This window comes from Streptomyces sp. NBC_00377 (assembly GCF_036075115.1).
Classification (GTDB): domain Bacteria; phylum Actinomycetota; class Actinomycetes; order Streptomycetales; family Streptomycetaceae; genus Streptomyces.
The window spans coordinates 4,634,381-4,656,121 of the sequence record NZ_CP107958.1; the positions used below are offsets into that span (position 1 = coordinate 4,634,381).

At 70.4% G+C, this 21,741-nt stretch carries 18 protein-coding genes and 1 tRNA gene; 8 read left to right on the plus strand and 11 right to left on the minus strand.

Going from position 1 to position 21,741, the window contains the following annotated elements:
• The first annotated feature begins 64 nt into the window (after positions 1-64).
• Complete coding sequence (paaN, locus tag OHS71_RS20795; protein ID WP_328480881.1) at positions 65-1,774, plus strand: phenylacetic acid degradation protein PaaN; 1,710 nt, start codon at positions 65-67, stop codon at positions 1,772-1,774.
• 58 nt (positions 1,775-1,832) lie between these two features.
• Here the strand turns inward: paaN and OHS71_RS20800 are convergent, their stop codons facing one another.
• The 3 genes from OHS71_RS20800 to OHS71_RS20810 are packed head-to-tail and all read right to left on the minus strand — an operon-like array spanning position 1,833 to position 4,701.
• On the minus strand, positions 1,833-2,615 hold the full coding sequence (locus OHS71_RS20800) for a TrmH family RNA methyltransferase (protein ID WP_328480882.1): 783 nt from the start codon (positions 2,613-2,615) through the stop codon (positions 1,833-1,835).
• Positions 2,612-3,823 (minus strand): HTTM domain-containing protein, encoded by a 1,212-nt coding sequence (locus OHS71_RS20805; RefSeq protein WP_328480883.1) that lies wholly within the window; start codon positions 3,821-3,823, stop codon positions 2,612-2,614. The genes OHS71_RS20800 and OHS71_RS20805 overlap by 4 nt, the downstream gene beginning before the upstream one ends.
• Positions 3,820-4,701: a DUF5819 family protein gene (locus OHS71_RS20810; protein ID WP_328480884.1), complete on the minus strand. Its 882-nt coding sequence runs from the start codon at positions 4,699-4,701 to the stop codon at positions 3,820-3,822. Before OHS71_RS20810 ends, OHS71_RS20805 begins: the two co-directional genes overlap by 4 nt.
• Positions 4,702-5,156: 455 nt before the next feature.
• Between OHS71_RS20810 and OHS71_RS20815 the strand changes: the two genes are divergently transcribed.
• Positions 5,157-6,359 (plus strand): acyl-CoA dehydrogenase family protein, encoded by a 1,203-nt coding sequence (locus OHS71_RS20815; protein ID WP_328480885.1) that lies wholly within the window; start codon positions 5,157-5,159, stop codon positions 6,357-6,359.
• A 96-nt stretch (positions 6,360-6,455) separates the two neighbouring features.
• Here OHS71_RS20815 and OHS71_RS20820 read toward each other — a convergent pair whose 3' ends face one another.
• The 4 genes from OHS71_RS20820 to OHS71_RS20835 form a co-directional block, all read right to left on the minus strand.
• The gene (locus OHS71_RS20820; protein ID WP_328484581.1) at positions 6,456-6,785 is read right to left on the minus strand and encodes a rhodanese-like domain-containing protein; all 330 of its coding nucleotides are present in this window, start codon (positions 6,783-6,785) and stop codon (positions 6,456-6,458) included.
• Between the two features lie 59 nt (positions 6,786-6,844).
• On the minus strand, positions 6,845-7,642 hold the full coding sequence (locus OHS71_RS20825) for a hypothetical protein (RefSeq protein WP_328480886.1): 798 nt from the start codon (positions 7,640-7,642) through the stop codon (positions 6,845-6,847).
• Between the two features lie 149 nt (positions 7,643-7,791).
• Positions 7,792-9,252: a DUF2252 domain-containing protein gene (locus OHS71_RS20830; protein WP_328480887.1), complete on the minus strand. Its 1,461-nt coding sequence runs from the start codon at positions 9,250-9,252 to the stop codon at positions 7,792-7,794.
• A gap of 732 nt (positions 9,253-9,984) precedes the next feature.
• Positions 9,985-10,071 (minus strand) — tRNA-Leu (locus OHS71_RS20835).
• Positions 10,072-10,482: 411 nt separating this feature from the next.
• Here OHS71_RS20835 and OHS71_RS20840 point away from each other — a divergent pair.
• From OHS71_RS20840 to pknB, 6 genes are all read left to right on the plus strand, one after another.
• Complete coding sequence (locus OHS71_RS20840) at positions 10,483-11,364, plus strand: DUF3662 and FHA domain-containing protein (RefSeq protein ID WP_328480888.1); 882 nt, start codon at positions 10,483-10,485, stop codon at positions 11,362-11,364.
• 10 nt (positions 11,365-11,374) lie between these two features.
• Positions 11,375-11,890, plus strand: coding sequence for an FHA domain-containing protein FhaB/FipA (locus OHS71_RS20845; protein ID WP_020130618.1), 516 nt, complete (start codon positions 11,375-11,377; stop codon positions 11,888-11,890).
• Positions 11,891-12,030: 140 nt separating this feature from the next.
• Complete coding sequence (locus OHS71_RS20850) at positions 12,031-13,554, plus strand: Stp1/IreP family PP2C-type Ser/Thr phosphatase (protein WP_328480889.1); 1,524 nt, start codon at positions 12,031-12,033, stop codon at positions 13,552-13,554.
• Positions 13,555-13,581: 27 nt separating this feature from the next.
• Positions 13,582-15,021, plus strand: coding sequence for an FtsW/RodA/SpoVE family cell cycle protein (locus OHS71_RS20855; RefSeq protein WP_328480890.1), 1,440 nt, complete (start codon positions 13,582-13,584; stop codon positions 15,019-15,021).
• The gene (locus tag OHS71_RS20860; protein WP_328480891.1) at positions 15,018-16,487 is read left to right on the plus strand and encodes a peptidoglycan D,D-transpeptidase FtsI family protein; all 1,470 of its coding nucleotides are present in this window, start codon (positions 15,018-15,020) and stop codon (positions 16,485-16,487) included. Before OHS71_RS20855 ends, OHS71_RS20860 begins: the two co-directional genes overlap by 4 nt.
• A 169-nt stretch (positions 16,488-16,656) precedes the next feature.
• On the plus strand, positions 16,657-18,639 hold the full coding sequence (pknB, locus tag OHS71_RS20865; RefSeq protein WP_328480892.1) for a Stk1 family PASTA domain-containing Ser/Thr kinase: 1,983 nt from the start codon (positions 16,657-16,659) through the stop codon (positions 18,637-18,639).
• Positions 18,640-19,040: 401 nt separating this feature from the next.
• On the opposite strand, the gene OHS71_RS20870 is transcribed toward pknB, so the two are convergent.
• From OHS71_RS20870 to OHS71_RS20885, 4 genes are read right to left on the minus strand one after another with little or no spacing between them, the layout of a single operon-like run.
• Positions 19,041-19,841 carry a class E sortase gene (locus OHS71_RS20870; RefSeq protein ID WP_443046992.1) on the minus strand — a complete coding sequence of 267 codons (801 nt, stop codon included), beginning with the start codon at positions 19,839-19,841 and terminating at the stop codon, positions 19,041-19,043.
• Positions 19,825-20,880 carry a class E sortase gene (locus tag OHS71_RS20875; RefSeq protein WP_328480894.1) on the minus strand — a complete coding sequence of 352 codons (1,056 nt, stop codon included), beginning with the start codon at positions 20,878-20,880 and terminating at the stop codon, positions 19,825-19,827. Before OHS71_RS20875 ends, OHS71_RS20870 begins: the two co-directional genes overlap by 17 nt.
• Positions 20,877-21,551: an aminodeoxychorismate/anthranilate synthase component II gene (locus tag OHS71_RS20880; protein WP_328480895.1), complete on the minus strand. Its 675-nt coding sequence runs from the start codon at positions 21,549-21,551 to the stop codon at positions 20,877-20,879. Before OHS71_RS20880 ends, OHS71_RS20875 begins: the two co-directional genes overlap by 4 nt.
• Positions 21,548-21,709 (minus strand): hypothetical protein, encoded by a 162-nt coding sequence (locus tag OHS71_RS20885; protein WP_142265183.1) that lies wholly within the window; start codon positions 21,707-21,709, stop codon positions 21,548-21,550. Before OHS71_RS20885 ends, OHS71_RS20880 begins: the two co-directional genes overlap by 4 nt.
• Positions 21,710-21,741 lie beyond the last annotated feature (32 nt).

The following is a 21,741-nucleotide window of genomic DNA, read 5'->3' on the forward strand; positions in this document are numbered from 1 at the left end:
TGCCCAGGTTTCCGCCAGGTCATGAGCTCGACGGAGAGTTCTCAAGACGAGGAGTTGGTCCCGCATGGCCGCCGCCGAACCGACCGCGCACGCTCTGATCGCCCAGCACCGGCCCACCCTCGACCAGGCCCTGGAAGCGATCCGCACCCGCGCGTACTGGTCCCCGCACCCGGAACACCCCAAGGCCTACGGGGAGAACGGCAGTCTGGACGCCGCGGCCGGCAGGGCCGCCTTCGACGCCGTCCTGAACACCCGCCTCGACCTCGGCCAGCCAGGCACCGACGACTGGGTCGGCGGCGAGGTCTCGCCGTACGGCGTCGAACTGGGCGTGACCTACCCGCACGCGGACGTGGACACGCTGCTGCCCGCCATGCGCGCCGGTCAGCGGGCCTGGCGGGACGCGGGCCCGGAGCTGCGCGCGGTGGTCTGCCTGGAGATCCTCAAGCGGATCAGCGACCGGACGCACGAGTTCGCGCACGCGGTCATGCACACCTCCGGCCAGGCCTTCATGATGGCCTTCCAGGCGGGCGGCCCGCACGCCCAGGACCGCGGCCTCGAGGCGATCGCCTACGCGTACGCGGAGCAGGTCCGCACGCCCGGCACAGCCGAGTGGAGCAAGCCCCAGGGCAAGCGCGACCCCCTCGCGATGACCAAGAGCTTCACACCGGTCCCGCGCGGGATCGCCCTGCTCATCGGCTGCAACACCTTCCCGACGTGGAACGGCTACCCGGGCCTGTTCGCCTCCCTGGCCACCGGTAACGCGGTCCTGGTCAAGCCGCACCCGCGCGCGGTGCTGCCGCTCGCGCTGACCGTGGGCGTCGCCCGCGAGGTGCTCGCCGAGGCGGGCTTCGACCCGAACCTGGTCGCGCTGGCCGCCGAGCGGCCCGGCGAGGGCATCGCCAAGACCCTGGCCACCCGGCCCGAGATCAGGATCGTCGACTACACCGGCTCGACCGCCTTCGGCGACTGGCTGGAGACCAACGCCCGCCAGGCGCAGGTCTACACCGAGAAGGCCGGCGTCAACACGGTGATCGTGGAGTCCACCGACAACTACAAGGGCATGCTCGCCAACCTGGCGTTCTCACTGTCCCTGTACAGCGGCCAGATGTGCACGACCCCGCAGAACGTCCTGATCCCCCGCGACGGCATCCGCACCGACCAGGGCGCGAAGACCTTCGACGAGGTCGTCGCCGACCTCGCCCGCTCGGTCGACGGCCTCCTCGGCGACGACGCACGGGCCAACGCGCTGCTCGGCGCGATCGTCAACCCGGACGTCAAGGCACGTCTGGAGGCTGCCGCGGGCCTCGGCGAGGTCGCCCTCGCCTCCCGCGAGGTGAGCAACCCGGAGTTCCCCGACGCGGTCGTGCGCACCCCGGTGCTCGTCAAGCTCGACGGGGCGCGGAAGTACTGGGAGGGGGCCGACGACGAGGCCGCCTACATGGATGAGTGCTTCGGCCCCGTCTCCTTCGCCGTCGCCGTCGACTCCGCGGGCGACGCGGTCGACCTGCTGCGGCGCACGGTGCGCGAGAAGGGTGCGATGACGGTCGGCGCGTACACCACCGACGAGCAGGTCGAGGAGGCGATCGAGGAGGTCTGCCTGGAGGAGGCCGCCCAGCTGTCGCTCAACCTCACCGGCGGGGTCTACGTCAACCAGACGGCCGCGTTCTCCGACTTCCACGGCTCCGGCGGCAACCCGGCGGCCAACGCGGCCCTCACCGACGGCGCGTTCGTCGCGAACCGCTTCCGGATCGTGGAGGTCCGCAGGGACGCCTAGACGGCCGCCCCTGCACAGGCCGGGCGGGTCGGACAGCCTGCACGGTCTGGACGGTCTCCTAGGCGTCGACGGCGTGCGGTGCGCCCCCGGTGACGCTCCAGTGGTACAGCGTCATGGCCACACTGGTCGCGAGGTTGTAGCTGGAGACCTGGGGGCGCATCGGCAGCGCGAGCAGATGGTCGGCACGCGCGCGCAGCTCGGCGGAGAGCCCGCTGCGCTCCGAGCCGAAGGCAAGCAGGGCGTCGTCCGGCAGGGTGACGCCCCGCAGGTCGTCACCCTCCGGGTCGAGGGCGAACACCGGGCCGGACGGCAGCTCGCCGACGGTCAGCCGCTCCACGGCGGTCGCGAAGTGCAGCCCCGCCCCACCGCGCACGACAGTCGGATGCCAGGGGTCGAGCGTGCCGGTGGTGACCACCCCGGTCGCCCCGAAACCGGCGGCCAGCCGGATCACCGCGCCCGCGTTGCCGAGGTTGCGCGGGTTGTCCAGAACCACCACGGGAGCACTGCGGGGCTCGTGCCCGAGCCGCTCCAGATGCGCCGCGCGGGACGGCCGTACGGCCAGCGCGGCGACGGCGGTGGGATGCGGGCGCGTCACCAGGGAGGTGTACGCCGCCTCCGGGACCTCCGTCACCAGCGCGTCCAGGGCGTCGCGCACATCGGGGGCGAGTTCGTCGGCGAGGGCGAGCGTCGCCCGCCGGTCGGTGGTGACCGCCACCGGGACCTCGGCGCCGAAGCGCACAGCGTGCTTGAGGGCGTGGAAGCCGTCGAGCAGGACGCAGGCGTCGGCGAGCCGGCGCCACCGGCCGAGCGGGTCGGAGCCGGCGGCCACGGGGTCGGTCATGCCGTGAACCCTACGGGGGTGTGCTCGGCATTCCCGCCGCCCTGCGGCTCCGGTTCCTCCGTACCGCCCTCGCCGGGGAACAGGCGGCCACGCGTGCGTGCCACCCATGCGCCCAACCGGCGCAGGAACGGCGTCGGCAGGAAGACGGCGTCCGTCGCGATCATCGCCAGCGAGAAGAACGGCAGCCCGAGCAGCACGGCGATCACCGTGTGCTCCACCATCATCAGCGCCAGCAGGACGTTCTTCAGCCGCCGGTTGGCGAGCGTGAACGGGAAGGCGACCTGCACGATGACGGTCCCGTAGGTCACGATCATCACCATCGTGCCGCTGGCGGCGAGCAGGTCGGCGAGCGCGGGCCAGGGCGAGAAGTAGTCCAGGTGCAGTGGGTAGTACGCGGCCGTGCCGTCCTGCCAGCGCGAGCCCTGGATCTTGTACCAGCCGGCCGTCGCGTAGATCAGACAGGCCTCGGCCATGATCACGACCAGGGCGCCGTTGTGCAGGATGTTGCCGATCACGTCGAGCAGGACGCGGGGCTCCGCCGACTTCGCGCGGCGGCCGACGGCCCACCACAGGCCCTGCACGGCCCACACCGCCCACAGGAGCGCCGGGACGGTCCAGTCGCTGTGGAAACGGCCCGCCACGGTCACCGCGACCAGGACGAACCCGCACGCGGACCACAGGACGGGACCCACCCGGTCGACGGCCCGCTCCCCACGCGCGCGTGCCTCGTCCACCCGGCCGGCCCGCCGCGCGTCCAGTGACCACACCGGGCCGCACCGCATGAACACGAGGTAGATCGACATCAGGTGCAGGACGTTGTCCCCGCCGTCACCCATGAAGACGCTGCGGTTCTGGAGCGAGAGCACACCGACCATGAACAGCACCGACATCGCACGGGTGCGCCAGCCGAGGAGCAGCAGCGCGCTGGAGAGCAGCGCGAGCAGATACACCGCCTCGAACCAGACCTGCCCGTCCGACCACATCAGCGCCGTGAACGCGCCGTTGGTGTCGATCAGCTGCCGGGCCAGCTCCCAGTCCCAGGGGCCGTCGGGGCCGTAGAGCTCCTGGCGGTGGGGGAACTCGCGCAGCAGGAACAGCAGCCAGGTGGCGCTGAAGCCGATCCGGACCACCGCGCTCTGGTACGGCCCGAGCGCCGACCCGGTGACGCGGGCGATGGCGGCGGACACCGACAGGGAGATCCGGTTCACCTCGTGCCTCCCTCGGTCTCGTCGTCCGGCACCGACCACCAGGGCAGCTCGCGGTACACCGGGTTCATCGACACCTTCTCGGTGCTCCACTTGGGCGGGGTCACGTTGGTCGTCCGCGAACGGACCTGGATCCGCTCGACGACACCGCCGGCACCGGCCGCGCCGCCACGTTCCAGACGCAGCACCACGATGTGCCGCAGATAGGTCTCGGAGAGGGCGCCGCGCAGGCCCACGGGCCGGTTGTCGTTGTTGTGCGTGGCGGTGAAGAAGTCCCAGGCGCGGCGCAGCTCGTTCTGCTGGGTGTGGCTCGGCAGCGGATTTCCGTCGATCGCCCGGCCGTCCTGCGCGGACAGGTCGTACCAGCCGGTGGTCCGCGAGTCGCCGTCCACGGTACGGACCTGGGCACGGACCTGGACCGCGATGTTCTGCTGGAGGGGGTTCGGCGCGAAGAGTTTCCAGTTCTGCTCGAACTCCGGGTATATCCACTCGTCGATCGCCTTGCCGTGCGCCTTGGTCACGGTGTTCGACGGAGCGACGTGCAGGAACACCATCCCGACGTGCACACAGACGACCACCGCGACGACGGCCAGTGCCAACGCGGCGCCGACCTGATAGCGCGGGGAGAGAGCGGCCACACCGGTACGCGGCCCGGCCCGGCCCGCCTCATCCGCGGGACCGGCTTCGGGCGCCGCCGGGACGGTCCCGGCCGAAGAACCGGGTCCAGAGCCCGCGTCCTCGGGCCGGGAGGACGGCTCGGGGTCCGGGAGTTCGGCTCGGGGGCGGGGAACGGCGTCCTGGGCGGGCGGTTTCTCCGCCACCGCCTCCCCCGACGTGTGCGGCCCCTTGGGAGAGCCAGAGCCTCCGTCGTGCACGTCCATTCCGCCCCGTTCCCCGATACCGGTCGTCTTCGCGCTGCGCCGCGCAATCGCGAACGGTACTCAGCCTCACCCGTTCGGCGCAGCCCCCTCCCCGCGACGCCCGGGCCGGGAAAGGCCCGGGGCAGGTGATCCACAGGGGATGCCCGCAGGTTATCCACAGCGGTTGACACCTTACGACGGCCGTTCCACGATGGAATCGCGGAGACCGAACGATCGGTCGGGAGGAGTGGGACAGAACCCCGAGCACGGCGCCGAGCCGAGCCGGGGGCTCGAGGTCAGGGGGGACCGCCGCGAGGGCGACGGAGCCGGCGCGCCGCGAGGAGGCGAGTGGCGCGAGGCGAGCGGGCAAGCAGGCGGCAGACAGCAGGCAGCAGGCGACCGACCGTTCCCTTCTTCTAGAACCTGTTCTATCTTGACGCACCGTCAGATCAGCTGACCCGTCGGGAGGACAGGCCGTGGACTTCACCTTCACCGAGGAGCAGCGGGCAGCGGCCGAGGCGGCACGGGGAGTGCTCGCCGGAGTCGCCCCCGACGTCGTGCCGAGCCCCGCGATCACCAGGGGCGCCGTGGCCGACGACTTCGACCGCTCACTGTGGGCCGGACTCGCCTCGGCGGACCTGTTGAGCCTGCTGCTGGACGAGGAGTTCGGCGGCTCCGGCCTCGACGCGATCGCGCTCTGTCTGGTGGTGCGCGAGTCGGCGAAGGTGCTGGCACGGGTACCGCTGCTGGAGAGCAGCGCGGCCATGGCAGCCCTACAGGCTTACGGCGGGCCGGAGTTGAGGTCGTCGCTGCTCGCCCGGGCCGGCCGGGGCGAGATCGTCCTCACCGTCGCCGCGAACGGCCGCACCGGCCACGACCCGGCCGAACTCGCCGTGACCGCACGACGCAACATCCCGACGGGCGGGACCGGCACCGCTGGAGGCGAAGGGCACGGCGCGGACGGCACGCACGGCCCGGGCGAGGACGAGTGGGTGCTGGACGGGGTGCAGACGATGGTGCCCTGGGCGTACGACGCCGACCATGTCGTCGTACCGGCGCGCACCGGCGAGGACCGGAGCGTCCTCGCCGTCCTGCCACGCGGACACGAAGGTGTCGTGCTCGCCGAGCAGATCTCCACCACCGGTGAACGGCTCGCCGAACTGCGCCTCGACTCGGCGAGGATCCCCGCCGGGAACGTCATCACCGCCGACGGCGCCTGGGAGTGGCTACGCGCCCTGCTCACCACGGGGGCATGTGCTCAGGCGCTCGGTCTGGGCGAGCGCGTGCTGGAGATGACCAGCGAGTACGCCGGCAAGCGGGAGCAGTTCGGACACCCGATCGCCACGTTCCAGGCCGTCGCCGTGCAGGCCGCCGACCGCTACATCGACCTGCGCGCGATGGAGGTCACCCTGTGGCAGGCCGCCTGGCGGATCGCCTCCGGGGCACCGGGACCGCTCCCGGCCTCCGGAGACGTCGCCGTGGCGAAGATCTGGGCGTCGGAAGGCGTACGGCGAGTCGTGCAGACCGCACAGCATCTGCACGGAGGCTTCGGCGCCGACGTCGACTACCCCCTGCACCGGTACCACGCGTGGGCCAAGTACCTGGAACTGTCACTCGGCCCGGCCGCGGCCCACGAGGAAGCTCTCGGCGACCTCCTGGCCGCCCACCCCCTCGGCTGACGCCCACCGGCCGGCAGGTGACCGGCCGAGCCGGCCTGAGCGGCCCGGCGCGAGGCCCGGCCGGCCCGACGGACGGACCGCCGGACCGCCGACGAGCTACAGGACGGAGCCGGACCGGCCCTCGTCCGTGACGACCGGACGGCCCGCAGCGGCCCAGATCTGCATGCCGCCGTCGACGTTCACGGCGTCGATGCCCTGCTGGACGAGGTACATCGTCACCTGGGCCGAACGACCGCCGGAGCGGCAGATCACATGGACCCGCCCGTCCTGCGGAGCGGCCTCGGTCAGCTCGCCGTAGCGGGCGACGAACTCGCTGATCGGGATGTGCAGGGCCCCTTCGGCGTGACCCGCCTGCCACTCGTCGTCCTCACGGACGTCCAGCAGGAAGTCGTCGTCCTTGAGGTCGCCGACCGCGACCGTGGGCACACCAGCTCCGAAACTCATGCCTCCGACGCTACCCGACGGGCACACGGCACGACCGGCCGCTAGCCCACCAGCTCGGCCAGCTCCGCCTCCCGGGCGGCCACGTCGGCGAGGAGCTTGTCCGCGATCTCCTCCAGGAGCCGGTCGGGGTCGTCCGGGGCCATCCGGAGCATCGAGCCGATCGCACTGTCCTCCAGTTCCCGGGCGACCAGCGACAGCAGCTCCTTGCGCTGAGCCAGCCACTCCAGGCGGGCGTACAGCTCCTCGCTGGGGCTGGGCGTGCGCTCCGCGGGCGCCGGACCGGCCGCCCACTCCTCGGCCAGCTCACGCAGCAGGGCTTCGTCGCCGCGTGCGTACGCGGCGTTGACGCGGGTGATGAACTCCTCGCGCCGGGCCCGCTCGCCGTCCTCCTGCGCCAGGTCCGGGTGCGCCTTGCGGGCCAGCTCGCGGTACAGCTTGCGGGCCTCCTCGCTGGGCCGTACCCGCTGCGGGGGCCGGACCGGCTGGTCCGTGAGCATCGCCTCGGCCTCCGGAAACAGCCCTTCACCGTCCATCCAGCCATGGAACAGCTCCTCGACCCCGGGCATCGGCATCACCCGTGCCCGCGCCTCGGCGGCCTTGCGCACGTCCTCGGGGTCACCGGTGCGGGCTGCCTTGGCCTCGGCGATCTGGGCGTCCAGTTCGTCGAGCCGGGCATACATCGGACCGAGTTTCTGGTGGTGGAGCCGCGAGAAGTTCTCGGTCTCGACGCGGAAGGTCTCCACCGCGATCTCGAACTCGATCAACGCCTGCTCGGCGGCCCGCACGGCCTGCTCCAGCCGCGCCTCGGGCCGTGGCTGCTCAGCTTCGGGGGTCGTCACTCGACCAGCCTAGGCCAACGCTCCCCCCGAACCCGCCCGACCGACCGACAGGTACTGCCCCGCCCCGCCCCGCCCCACCCCGCCTCGGCTCCGCCGCATGCGCGGAGCCGCGCGTCGTCGCCCCTGCGTGCCTCACACGCCCGCGTGCCTCACACGCCGGTCTCCGCCGGGATCCGACCCGCCCGTACCGCCGCCAGCAGGTCCGAGTGGTCCGCCTCGGTGCGATCGGCGTAGGCGACGGCGAACGTGGCGATCGCCTCGTCGAGCTCCTCGTTCTTGCCGCAGTAGCCGGCGATGAGCCGAGGGTCGGCGCTGTGGGAGTGGGCCCGGGCGAGCAGCGCACCGGTCATCCGGCCGTAGTCGTCGACCTCGTCGGCGGCGAGCGCGGCCGGGTCGACACTGCCCTTGCGGTTACGGAACTGCCGTACCTGGAAGGGGAGCCCGTCGACCGTCGTCCAGCCCAGCAGTATGTCGCTGACGACCTGCATGCGCTTCTGCCCGATCACCACCCGGCGCCCCTCGTGCTCCGCCTCCGGCGCCTCGAAGCCGGCGGTCCGCAGATGCGGGAGCAGGGCCGACGCCCGGGCCTCCTTCACCTGGAGGATCAGCGGTTCGCCCCGGTGGTCCAGCAGCAGCACCACATAGGACCTCGTCCCCACGCTGCCCGTGCCGACGATGCGGAAGGCGACGTCGTGGATCGAGTGACGGGCCAGCAGGGGATGGCGATCCTCGGACAGGGTGGTCAGGTAGTGCTCCAGGGACGCGGCCACAGCATGGGCCTCCGCGTCCGGCACGCGGCGCAGCACCGGCGCCGCGTCGACGAAGCGGCGGCCGCCGTCCTCCGTAGGCTCGGTCGACTTGGCGGCGAACCGCCCACTGGTGTTGGCTCGCGCCTTCTCCGAGACCCGCTCCAGGGTGCCCAGCAGGTCGTGTGCGTCGGTATGGGAGACCAGTTCCTCGTCGGCGATGGCGTTCCACGCGTCCAGCACCGGAAGCTTGGCCAGGAGCCGCATGGTGCGGCGGTAGGAACCGGCCGCTCCGTGCGCCGCCCCGCGGCAGGTGTCCTCGTCCGCGCCGGCTTCCCGGCCCGCCAGCACCAGGGAGGCGGCAAGGCGCTTGAGGTCCCATTCCCAGGGACCTTCGACCGTCTCGTCGAAGTCGTTCAGATCGATGACCAGGCCGCCCCGGGGGTCGCCGTACAGACCGAAGTTCCCGGCGTGGGCGTCACCGCAGATCTGGGCGCGGATCCCGGTCATGGCGGTGCGGGCCAGGTCGTACGCCATGAGCCCGGCGGAGCCGCGCAGGAACGCGAACGGTGTCGCCGCCATCCGGCCGACCCGGATCGGCGCCAGCTCGGGGATGCGCCCACGGCTGGACTCCTCGACGGCCGTCACCGCGTCCGGCCGGGAGGCGTCCAGGTCGAATGCGGCATGGGCCGAGCGCGGCACGCGGTCACGCAGCGTCTTGCCCTTGTCCTTCGGCGACTTCGGGGCAGTCCCCGCATCGGGTCCCTCGGTCGGCCACTCGACGGGCCACTCGGCGAAACCACGCACCCGGGGAATCCTGCTCGCCCCACCCATCTCCGCTCCCGCTCCACCGGCCTCGGTCATCACGACCGCCTCCCCCGCACCCGTACGTCCGTCAGCTCGGCGAGCCGAACATCAACTCGTGCAGACCGTACAGCCCGGCGACCGAACGGCGGCAGCTCTTGTGGACAACCTCCCGCCAGTGGAAAATCCCTCTCCGGCCTTCGCCGGCACACGGTCCGCCCACCGCCCCTGCCCCTCCGGCATGCACCCACGGCCGTCCGCGGCGTCAGGACGGCCGTCATGTTTCACGTGAAACACGACGCGGGCCGAGCGGGCCCTCGGACCTCGATCCGTACCGGCACCCGTTTCGGCGCCTTCTTTCACCAGACACAGGGCAGCTCCACAGCGATCGGGGCCGGTCCGCCGACGGGACTGGCCCAGCTCGTCTCGCCGTCCAGCACGGTCGGCGGGCAGCCGCAGGCCGGCGATCTCGATGGCGGCCGCGCTCAGCCCGTGCATCCGACCCGCCGCCGGATCCCCGGCACGCCGGACCCCCCACCCTCGTCCGCACCGGCTACGTCCAGCGTACTGATGGCGGCGATGAGCAGCACGGCGACGAAGAGACGGCGCCCGAACGCCATTCCCGCGGGACGAGCAGCAGGCCCGTGGCTCGTCCGTCGCTCCTGACGGCCCGGCGACCCTGAGATGTTCCTCACACACGGTGAGCAACCATGGCCTGGACCAGTCGGTCCCGGAATCCATGTCCGGAACAAGCGAAAGCCCCGCAGGTCCGAGACCTGCGGGGCTTTCAGCTGGTGCGCGAGGGGGGAGTTGAACCCCCACGCCCTTTCGGGCACTGGAACCTGAATCCAGCGCGTCTGCCTATTCCGCCACCCGCGCATTGGGTGTGTCTTCCGGTGTGTTGGCCTTTCGGCCTGGCGCCTTCCGACATGCAGAACATTAGCACGCGGGTCAGGGTGCGTTCACATCCCTTCTGGGCGGGCAGGGAGCAGGTGGGAGCCCGTCCTCGGCCCCGTACGTCTCGGCGATGACTGGTTCACGTATCAACCTCGTACCTATGGCGGCCGTCTCCCCAGGAGCCGGACGAGGACCACAGCCGGGTGCGGGACACTGGTCCTCAGCCACCTCTACGATCCTGGGCAGCAGCAGGTGCGCAAGAGGGCGTCGACACCCGTCGACGGGTGCCGACAGGGGGAACCAGCCGATTCACCGGCGCGTGGATACGATCAGTAAGCAGTACCAGGCAAGCAGCACGGCACGGGACAGCAGCCACTACGGAGGAGGTGCCCCATGGGAGTCCTGAAGAAGTTCGAGCAGCGTCTCGAGGGTCTGGTCAACGGCACCTTCGCCAAGGTCTTCAAGTCCGAGGTCCAGCCCGTCGAGATCGCAGGAGCGCTCCAGCGCGAGTGCGACAACAACGCGACCATCTGGAACCGGGACCGGACTGTCGTCCCCAACGACTTCATCGTCGAACTGAGCACCCCGGACTACGAGCGCCTCAGCCCGTACTCCGGACAGCTCGGCGACGAGCTCGCCGGCATGGTCCGCGACTACGCCAAGCAGCAGCGCTACACCTTCATGGGACCGATCAAGGTCAACCTGGAGAAGGCGGACGACCTCGACACCGGTCTGTACCGGGTGCGCAGCCGTACGCTCGCCTCTTCCAGCAGCCAGGCCCCGGAGCAGGCGCCCGCGGGCGGCAGACAGCGCCCCGGCGGATCAGGCGGGCCGGGTTACCCCGGGGCCGGAGCCGGCGCGGCCGCTCCGCCCATGCCCTCCGCTCCGCCGCCCGGCGCCCGTCCCGGCGGCTACGGCTACCCGCCCGCCGCGGGCGCCCAGCGCCCGGGCGCGGCAGGCGGAGGCCTGGCCGGGGCCCCACAGCCCGGGTCGCACACCCGCCACTGGGTCGAGATCAACGGCACCCGCCACCAGATCTCGCGCGGCACGCTCGTGATGGGCCGCAGCACCGAGGCCGACGTGCGGATCGACGATCCCGGCGTCTCCCGCCGGCACTGCGAGATCCGGACCGGCTCGCCCTCGACGATCCAGGATCTCGGCTCCACCAACGGCATCGTGGTGGACGGGCAGCACACCACCCGCGCTACGCTCCGCGACGGCTCGCGGATCGTCGTGGGCAGCACCACCATCATTTACCGGCAAGCCGAAGGGTGAAGCGGGGGCAATGTCAGAGCTGACCCTCACGGTCATGCGGCTGGGTTTTCTGGCCGTACTGTGGCTGTTCGTCATCGTGGCCGTGCAGGTCATCCGCAGCGACCTCTTCGGTACGCGCGTCACTCAGCGCGGTTCGCGCCGGGAGGCCGGGCGGGCGCAGCAGGCACAGCGCCAGCAGGCGCCTCCCCAGCAGCGCCAGCAGCCCGCCGCCGCGGGCCGCACCCGGCGCAACGCACCCACCAAGCTGGTCGTGTCCGAGGGCACCCTCACCGGCACGACCGTCGCGCTCCAGGGCCAGACCATCACTCTGGGCCGGGCGCACGACAGCACGATCGTGCTGGACGACGACTACGCCTCCAGCCGCCATGCCAGGATCTACCCGGACCGCGACGGCCAGTGGATCGTCGAGGACCTGGGCTCCACCAACGGCACGTATCTCGACCGATCGCGGCTGACGACTCCCACACCGATCCCGCTGGGCGCGCCGATCCGTATCGGCAAGACCGTCATCGAGCTTCGGAAGTAGTGCTACATCATGAGTGAGCGCGAGCGGAGCGAGCACGCGGCGGCGGCCGGCACCCATGGCCCCGGTGTGCTCCCGACCGGAGGGTGGGCAGTGTGGCTCGACACGACCGGCTGTACCCGGGGCCGACGGGCGAGGTGCGCATGAGTCTGTCACTGCGTTTCGCCGCCGGATCGCACAAGGGCATGATCCGGGAGGGCAACGAGGACTCCGGTTACGCCGGTCCGCGCCTGCTCGCCATCGCCGACGGCATGGGCGGTGCCGCCGCCGGTGAGGTCGCGTCCTCCGAGGCCATCTCGACCATCGTCGCCCTCGACGACGACGTTCCCGGCTCCGACGTCCTCACCTCGCTCGGCACCGCAGTCCAGCGCGCCAACGACCAGCTGCGCTCGCTGGTCGAGGAGGACCCCCAGCTCGAAGGCATGGGGACCACCCTGACTGCCCTGCTGTGGACCGGGCAGCGCCTCGGCCTCGTCCACGTCGGCGACTCGCGCGCGTACCTGCTGCGGGACGGCGTACTGACCCAGATCACCCAGGACCACACCTGGGTGCAGCGCCTCGTCGACGAAGGCCGCATCACCGAGGAAGAGGCCACCACCCACCCGCAGCGGTCCCTGTTGATGCGGGCGCTGGGCAGCGGCGAGCACGTGGAGCCCGACCTGTCGATCCGGGAGGTCCGGGCCGGCGACCGCTACCTGATCTGCTCCGACGGCCTGTCCGGCGTGGTCTCCCACCAGACGCTCGAGGACACCCTCGCCAGCTACCAGGGCCCCCAGGAGACCGTGCAGGAGCTGATCCAGCTCGCCCTGCGCGGCGGTGGCCCCGACAACATCACCGTGATCGTCGCCGACGTTCTCGACCTGGACACCGGCGACACCCTCGCCGGGCAGCTGTCCGACACCCCGGTCGTGGTCGGCGCGGTCGCCGAGAACCAGCTCCAGCTCCACGACAACGGCATCATGCAGACCCCGGCGGGACGCGCCTCGGGCCTCGGCCGCAGGCAGCAAGGGCGCGGCGGAGGCGGCGAGTTCGGCCCGCCCGGCTCCGGCGGCGACATCACCGGTTTCATCCCGACCGACGGCTTCGGCGACTACACCGACGACGACTTCGTCAAGCCCCGCAAGGGCCGGAAGTGGCTCAAGAGATCCTTCTACAGCGTGCTCGCGCTCGCCGTCATCGGCGGCGGCCTGTACGGCGGCTACCGCTGGACGCAGACGCAGTACTACGTCGGCACCAAGGGCGAACACGTCGCGCTGTACCGGGGCATCAGCCAGGACCTGGCCTGGGTGTCGCTGTCGAAGATCGAGAAGGACCATCCCGAGATCGAACTCAAGTACCTCCCGGACTACCAGCAGAAGCTGGTCGAGTCGACGATCGCCGAGGGCAACCTGTCCACCGCCCAGAAGAAGATCGCCGAACTGGCCGTCCAGGCCTCCGCCTGCAAGAAGCACGCCGATACCCCCACGGCGAGCAAGACCGGTTCGAAGACCGGCGAGGGCAAGGCCGGCGGCACCACGGGAACCACCCCCGTCTCCGTCACGTCCAAGGCATCGCCGAGCCCCTCGGCAACCGCGTCCCCGTCCGCACCCGCGACCACTACTCCCACCCCCGGCCCCAGCCTTTCGGAGGAAGAGCAGAAGGTCGTCTCGCGGTGCGGTGAGCAGTAGGCAAGCCGTGAGAGGCCCCGTCACACGATGAGCAGTACTACCAACTCGCCGACGCACCACACGTCCACGATCGGCTCGATCGGCACCCCGAGCCGGCGCAACACCGAGCTCGCGCTCCTGGTGTTCGCCGTCGTGATCCCGGTCTTCGCCTACGCCAACGTGGGCCTCGCGATCAACGAGAAGGTGCCGTCCGGCCTCCTGAGCTACGGCCTCGGCCTCGGCCTGCTGGCCGGCGTCGCGCACCTCGTCGTGCGCAAGTTCGCGCCGTACGCGGATCCGCTGCTGCTGCCGGTGGCCACGCTGCTGAACGGGCTCGGACTCGTCGCCATCTGGCGGCTGGACCAGTCGAAGTACCTCCAGCGGGCCGAGCAGGCCGGCACGGCCGCGCCACGGCAGCTGCTGTACACGGCGATGGGCATCGCCCTTTTCATCGTGGTGCTGGTCTTCCTCAAGGACCACCGCGTCCTGCAGCGCTACACCTACATCTCGATGGTCGGCGCGATCTTCCTGCTGCTGCTCCCGCTGGTGCCGGGCCTCGGCCAGAACATCTACGGCGCCAAGATCTGGATCTCGGTCGCCGGTTTCTCCATCCAGCCAGGTGAGTTCGCCAAGATCGTGCTGGCGATCTTCTTCGCCGGCTATCTGATGGTGAAGCGCGACGCGCTCGCCCTGGCCAGCCGCCGTGTCCTCGGCCTGTACCTGCCGCGCGGCCGCGACCTCGGCCCCATCATCGTCGTCTGGATCATCTCGATCCTGATCCTGGTCTTCGAGACGGACCTCGGCACCTCGCTGCTGTTCTTCGGAATGTTCGTCATCATGCTGTACGTCGCCACCGAGCGGACCAGCTGGATCGTCTTCGGCATGCTGATGTCCGCGGCCGGCGCGGTCGGCGTGGCCCAGTTCGAGAGCCACGTCCAGCAGCGTGTCCAGGCCTGGCTCGACCCGATGAAGGAGTACACGCTCTCCCAGCAAGGCGTCGTCGGTCACTCCGAGCAGGCCATGCAGGCCCTGTGGGCGTTCGGCTCGGGCGGCACCCTCGGCACCGGCTGGGGCCAGGGCCACTCGGAGCTGATCAAGTTCGCCGCCAACTCCGACTTCATCCTCGCCACCTTCGGCGAGGAGCTGGGCCTCGCCGGGATCATGGCGCTCCTGCTGCTGTACGGGCTGATCGTGGAGCGCGGTGTGCGCACCGCCCTCGCCGCCCGCGACCCCTTCGGCAAGCTGCTGGCCATCGGCCTCTCCGGCGCCTTCGCCCTCCAGGTGTTCGTCGTCGCCGGCGGTGTGATGGGCCTCATCCCGCTCACCGGTATGACGATGCCCTTCCTCGCGTACGGCGGTTCCTCCGTCATCGCCAACTGGGCTCTGATCGGCATCCTGATCCGGATCAGCGACACCGCCCGGCGCCCGGCGCCCGCGCCCGCCACCAACCCCGACGCCGAGATGACCCAGGTGGTCCGCCCGTCATGAACAAGCCCCTGCGCCGGATCGCGATCTTCTGCGGCCTCCTGGTCCTCACGCTGCTGCTGCGCGACAACTACCTCCAGTACGTCAAGGCGGACAGCCTCGCCGGCGACAGCAAGAACCGCCGCGTCAACATCACGCGCTACGCCACCCCGCGCGGCAACATCATCGTCGACGGCAAGGCCATCACCGGTTCGGTGGAGACCAGCGGCGACTACAAGTTCAAGCGCACCTGGTCCAACGGGGCGATGTGGGCACCGGTCACCGGCTACTCCTCGCAGGCGTTCGGCGCCAACCAGCTGGAGCGGCTGGAGGACGGCATCCTCAGCGGCAACGACGACCGGCTCTTCTTCCGCAACACCCTGGACATGATCACGGGCAAGGAGAAGGCGGGCGGCAGCGTCATCACCACCCTCAACCCCGCCGCGCAGAAGGCCGCCTTCCAGGGCCTCGGCGACAAGAAGGGCGCGGTCGCCGCGATCGAACCGTCCACCGGCAAGATCCTCGCCCTGGTCTCCACCCCGTCGTACGACCCCTCGAAGTTCGCCGGTTCCTCCGACACGGACGCCAAGGCGTGGAACGCCGTCCAGAAGAAGAACGACCCCGACGACCCGATGCTCAACCGCGCACTGCGCGAGACCTACCCGCCGGGCTCCACGTTCAAGGTGGTCACGGCCGCCGCCGCGCTGGAGAACGGCGAGGTCTCCGGCATCGACGTGAAGACCGACACCCCGGACCCGTTCAAGCTGCCGCAGTCCACGAACAAGCTCACCAACGAGCACGGCGCCTGTGAGAACGCCACGCTGCGCTACGCGCTCATGGTGTCCTGCAACACCGTCTTCGCGAAGATGGCCGACAACGTCGGCAACGAGAAGATGATCGAGCAGGCGGAGAAGTTCGGCTTCAACGAATCCGAGCTGGACACCCCGGTGCGCGCCGCCAAGTCCGTCTACCCCAAGGACAACCCGCCGCAGAACGCCCTGGACGGCATCGGCCAGGGCTCCAACGCGGCCACCCCGCTCCAGATGGCCATGGTCGCCTCGGCGGTCGCCAACGACGGCAAGCTGATGAAGCCGTACATGGTCGACGAGCTGAGGGCCCCGAACCTGGACACCCTGGAGACGACCGAGCCCCAGCAGCTGTCCCAGGCCGTCTCCTCCAAGACCGCGCAGGCCCTCCAGGAGATGATGCGGACGGTCGTCGAGGACCCGCAGGGCACCGGCGGCAAGGCCAAGATCAGCAACGTCATCGTGGGCGGCAAGACCGGAACCGCCCAGCACGGCCTCAACAACAGCGAGAAGCCGTACGCCTGGTTCATCTCGTACGCGCAACTGTCCGACGGCAGCGCACCGGTGGCCGTCGCCGTCGTCGTCGAGGACGGTTCCGCCAACCGCGGCGACATCACCGGCGGCGGTCTGGCCGGTCCGATCGCAAGGGACGTGATGAAGGCAGTCATCGACAGCAAGAAGTGACCCCCATCACGTCGCCGACACATCGGTGCACGTTGCGATACCGGTCCGGTATCGGGTGACGGGCTTGGCCAGGTCACACAGCGCCGTCCGGGTACGGTATGCCCGGACGGCAGCCTCCGGCCGCACATGTGTGCCGGTCGGGACCGACGGAGAGGGCTGGTAGGTAGCTATGGAAGAGCCGCGTCGCCTCGGCGGCCGGTACGAGCTGGGCCACGTGCTCGGCCGTGGTGGCATGGCCGAGGTCTACCTCGCGCATGACACCCGCCTCGGCCGCACCGTGGCGGTGAAGACGCTGCGCGCGGACCTCGCGCGCGACCCTTCCTTCCAGGCCCGGTTCCGCCGGGAGGCCCAGTCTGCCGCCTCGCTCAACCACCCCGCGATCGTCGCGGTCTACGACACGGGCGAGGACTACATCGACGGGGTCTCGATCCCGTACATCGTCATGGAGTACGTCGACGGCTCCACGCTCCGTGAGCTGCTCCACTCCGGCCGCAAACTGCTGCCCGAGCGGACGCTGGAGATGACCATCGGCATCCTCCAGGCCCTGGAGTACTCGCACCGGGCCGGCATCGTCCACCGCGACATCAAGCCGGCGAACGTCATGCTGACGCGCAACGGCCAGGTCAAGGTCATGGACTTCGGCATCGCCCGCGCCATGGGCGACTCCGGCATGACGATGACGCAGACGTCCGCGGTCATCGGCACCGCCCAGTACCTCTCGCCGGAGCAGGCCAAGGGCGAGCAGGTCGACGCCCGCTCCGACCTGTACTCCTCGGGCTGCCTGCTCTACGAACTGCTGACGGTGCGTCCCCCGTTCGTCGGGGACTCCCCGGTGGCCGTGGCCTACCAGCACGTCCGGGAGGAGCCGCAGCCCCCGAGCGTCTTCGACCCCGAGATCACCCCCGAGATGGACGCCATCGTCCTGAAGGCGCTGGTCAAGGACCCGGACTACCGCTACCAGTCCGCCGACGAGATGCGTCTCGACATCGAGGCCTGTCTCGACGGCCAGCCGGTCGGCGCGACGGCGGCGATGGGCTCCGTCGGGTACGGCGGCTACGGCGACGACCAGGCCACCACGGCCCTGCGCTCCACGGACGCCGGGGCCACGTCGATGCTGCCGCCCATGAACCCGGACGACGGCGGCTACGGCTACGACGACCGTCCCGACCGGCGCCGCCAGAAGAAGTCCAACGCCTCGACGATCCTGCTGGTCGTCGCCGCCGTGCTGGTGCTCGTCGGTGCGGTCCTGATCGGCAAGTGGGTGTTCAGCGGCGGCGTGAACAACGAGTCGGTCGCCGTCCCGAACCTGCTCGGCCAGAACCAGACCGACGCCCAGAGCCAGCTGACGAACAGCGACCTCAAGCTGGGGACGGTCACCCAGAAGCCCTGTGAGGATCAGCCCAAGGGCAAGATCTGCGACCAGGATCCCGACGCCGGCATAAAGGTCGACAAGGACACCGCCGTCAACCTCGTGATCTCCACCGGAGCGCCCAAGGTGGTCGTGGAGAGCGTCCTGGGCAAGAGCCTGGACGAGGCCAAGGCGATCCTGGAGGGCGACAAGTACCAGTTCGTCGTGAAGACGAAGGAGGAGGTGTCCACCGAGGAGGAGGGCACCGTCCTGAAGCAGGACCCGAAGCTCGGCGCGGAGGTGGAGAAGGGCACCACCATCACCCTCACCATCGCCAAGGCCGAGCAGAAGGCGACTGTCCCCGACGTCTCCAACAAGAGCTGTGACGACGCCAAGGCCCAGATGGAGCAGAACGAGCTCAAGGGCAACTGCGTCCAGGTCGACACCCAGGATCCGAACCAGGTCGACAAGGTCATCCAGACCGTCCCCTCGATCGGCTCCCAGGCCGACAAGGGCTCCACGGTCCAGATCCAGATCGGCCGGAGCAACCAGACCCAGGTGCCGAACAATCTCCAGGGCCTGAGCGTGAAGGACGCCAAGAAGGCGCTCCAGGACGCGGGGCTGAACGTCGGCAACATCAGCGGCAACTCGGACGACGACGCCCAGGTCATCAGCTCGGACCCGGCCCCCGGCAGCACGGTCAACAAGGGCCAGACGGTCAACCTGATCGCCTTCAAGAACGGCAACAACAACGGCGGCAACAACGACGGCGGTGTCAACTTCTTCGGTGGCGCCGGCGGCTAGTGGCCGCGCAGGGCAGGACCGTGGGCCCCGCCGGATGCGTCCGGTGGGGCCCACGCCTTTGTGCGAGCCCGGTCCGACGGCCGCTCGACCGCAGGTCCGCCACGTCGCGATGCTCCTCCGTGACAGTGAAATCGCCTGTCAGGTGCGCGCGCATGTCTTCTCGACGTGGGGCAGCGGACGCGGACGACTCCGAGGTGGCCCTGTTCGTGGCGACCACATCGCCGCCGGGACCGGCAGCACCGCCGTCCAGCGCGCTCTCTCGCAGGAGTGGAGCGCTGGGGCGGCCCTGGCGGTTCTCGAGTGACCAGGAGCCAGGCAGAAGGCCTGGAGCCGCACGGCAGGTTGCGGCTCCGGGCCCTCGTCGTGCCGGGTGACGGACTCCTTGGAGGAGGGCTGCGGCCTCAGCCCAGTTCCTTCGGCGGGGTGCGGTTCGCGTCCACCTTGTCCACCCGCACCAGCTCCCCCCACACCACGTAGCGGTACCGGCTCGTGTACACCGGTGTGCAGGTCGTCAGGGTGATGTAGTGGCCGGCCTTCTTCTTGCCGGACTCCGCGGGGATCCGGCCGAGCACCTCGACGTTGTACTTCGAGGTCTCGGGCAGCACCGCGTACACCTTGTAGACGTACCAGTCGTCCTTCGTCTCGAAGACGATCGGGTCGCCCTTCGACAGCTTGTCGATGTTGTGGAACTTCGCGCCGTGGCCGTCGCGGTGCGCGGCGAGCGTGAAGTTGCCCTCCTTGCCGCTCGTCGGCAGAGCGGCCTTCAGCGGGTCGGTGTAGTAGCCCGCGACGCCCTCGTTGAGGATCTTGGACGAGGTGCCCTTCGCCACCAGCACCTCCCCGTTCCGCATCGCGGGGACGTGCAGGAAACCGATGCCGTCCTTGGTGTCCAACGCCCCGGGACCGGTGTCCTCATGCGCCCAGTTGTCGCGCACCTTGTCGCCCTGCCGGTCCGCGTGCCGGTCGGCCACGACGTTGGTCCACCACAGGGAGTAGACGACGAACAGGCCGAGCACCAGGCCCGCCGTGATGAGGAGCTCCCCGAAGACGCTGACGGCCAGGGCGATCCGGCCGCCCCCGCGGCGCCTCGGCGCCGGTTCGGACGCGTCCACACGCGCGTGCTCTTCGTGCTCGGTGTCGCCGGCGGTCGCTGCCACGTTCCTCTGCCCTCGCTCGACTGCGTTCCTACTCGACGAGCGCATCCGGCTTGCCCTTGCTGCGCGGCCGTTCCTCGACCATCTTGCCCCAGACGATCAAGCGGTACTTGCTGGTGAACTCCGGCGTGCAGGTCGTCAGGGTGATGTACCGGCCCGGCCCGGTGAATCCGGAGCCCGGCGGCACCGGGTCGAGGACGCTCGTGTTGCTCGGCGCGGTCACCGGCAGCGAGGACGCCATCTTGTAGACGAAGTACTCGTCCTGCGTCTCCACGACGATGTCGTCGCCCGCCTGGAGCCTGTTGATGTACCGGAACGGCTCGCCGTGCGTGTTGCGGTGACCGGCGAGCCCGAAGTTGCCGGTCTTGGCGTCGGGCATCGCCGTCGTCAGCGGGCCCTCCCCGTAGTGGCCGACCATGCCCTTGTCGAGCACCTTCTTGTTGCTGACGCCCTCGGCGATCGGCACCACCACGTCCAGCTTCGGGATGTGCAGGATGGCGAAGCCCTGCCCCGGCGAGAACACCCCGGGGGCGCCCTTGCCGTTCGCCCAGTCGTCCTGGAGGCTGCTCGCCTCCTTGTCCGCCTGCGCGTGCGCCCGCACGTTGGTCCACCACAGCTGGTAGGTGACGAACAGCAGCATCAGCACACCCGTGGTGATGAACACCTCGCCGACCGCCCGGCTGACGACCACCCCGGCGCTCGGCTTGCGGGCCCGCTGCCGTCGGCGCGCCTCGACGCGCGACAGGGGCCGCTCGTCCTGTGCCGGCGCGTCGGACCCGTTGTACGACTCCGCGGCGTCACCCGGACCCCCATGACGGCCATGGCGGCCCTTGGCGGCCTTTCTGCGGGCCGCTCGCCCACCTGCCGGTGTTCCAGGGGCCGGAGAGGCCCCTGAGGCGTGAGAAGCGGATCTGGAGCGGCCACCGGGCCGGGGCGCGGGCGGTATCCGCAGCGCCACCGTCTCGTCGTCGACCGGCGGCTGATACGGCTCACCGGCGTGGGCAGCCGATCCGTAGGCGTCACCGCCGAAGGACTCGTACGACGCGGTGCCGTACGAGTCCTCGCGCTCGGGGCGCAGCGCGGTCACGCCGTGGCCCTGCCCACCACCGGGGCGAGCCCCGCCGACCTCGCCACAGCGCCCTGGTCGCCGCACTCCACCAGCCAGTTGGCCAGCATCCGGTGCCCGTGCTCGGTCAGCACCGACTCCGGGTGGAACTGCACGCCCTCGACGGGCAGTTCACGGTGACGCAGACCCATGATGATGCCGTCGTGGGTGCGGGCCGTGACCTCGATTTCCGCCGGGACCGTCGCCGGCTCGGCGGCCAGCGAGTGGTAGCGGGTCGCCGTGAAGGGGGTCGGCAGGCCCGCGAAGACGCCTGCGCCCGTGTGCTCCACCAGCGAGGTCTTGCCGTGCAGCAGCTCCGGCGCCCGGTCCACGACACCGCCGTACGCCACCTGCATCGACTGCATGCCCAGGCAGACGCCGAAGACGGGCACACCGGTCGCCGCGCAGTGCCGGACCATCTCGATACAGACACCGGCCTCCTCGGGCGTACCGGGCCCGGGGGACAGCAGGACGCCGTCGAAGCCTCCCCCGTTCCCGGCTTCGCCCGAGCGGGAGGCGACCCCATGGACCTGGGCCGTGGAGACCTCGTCGTTGCGCAGGACCTCGCACTCGGCGCCCAGCTGGTACAGGTACTGGACCAGGTTGAAGACGAAGCTGTCGTAGTTGTCGACGACAAGGATGCGCGCGCTCACTGGTTGTCCACCGTCACATCGTTGAAGGGAAGCAGCGGTTCGGCCCACGGGAAGACGTACTGGAACAGCGCGTACACGACGGCCACGACCAGCATGATCGAGATCAGCGCCTTGGCCCACGCGTTTCCCGGCAGATGCCGCCAGATCCAGCCGTACATGCCGTCCCTTCCGTCGCATCACGGCACCTGAC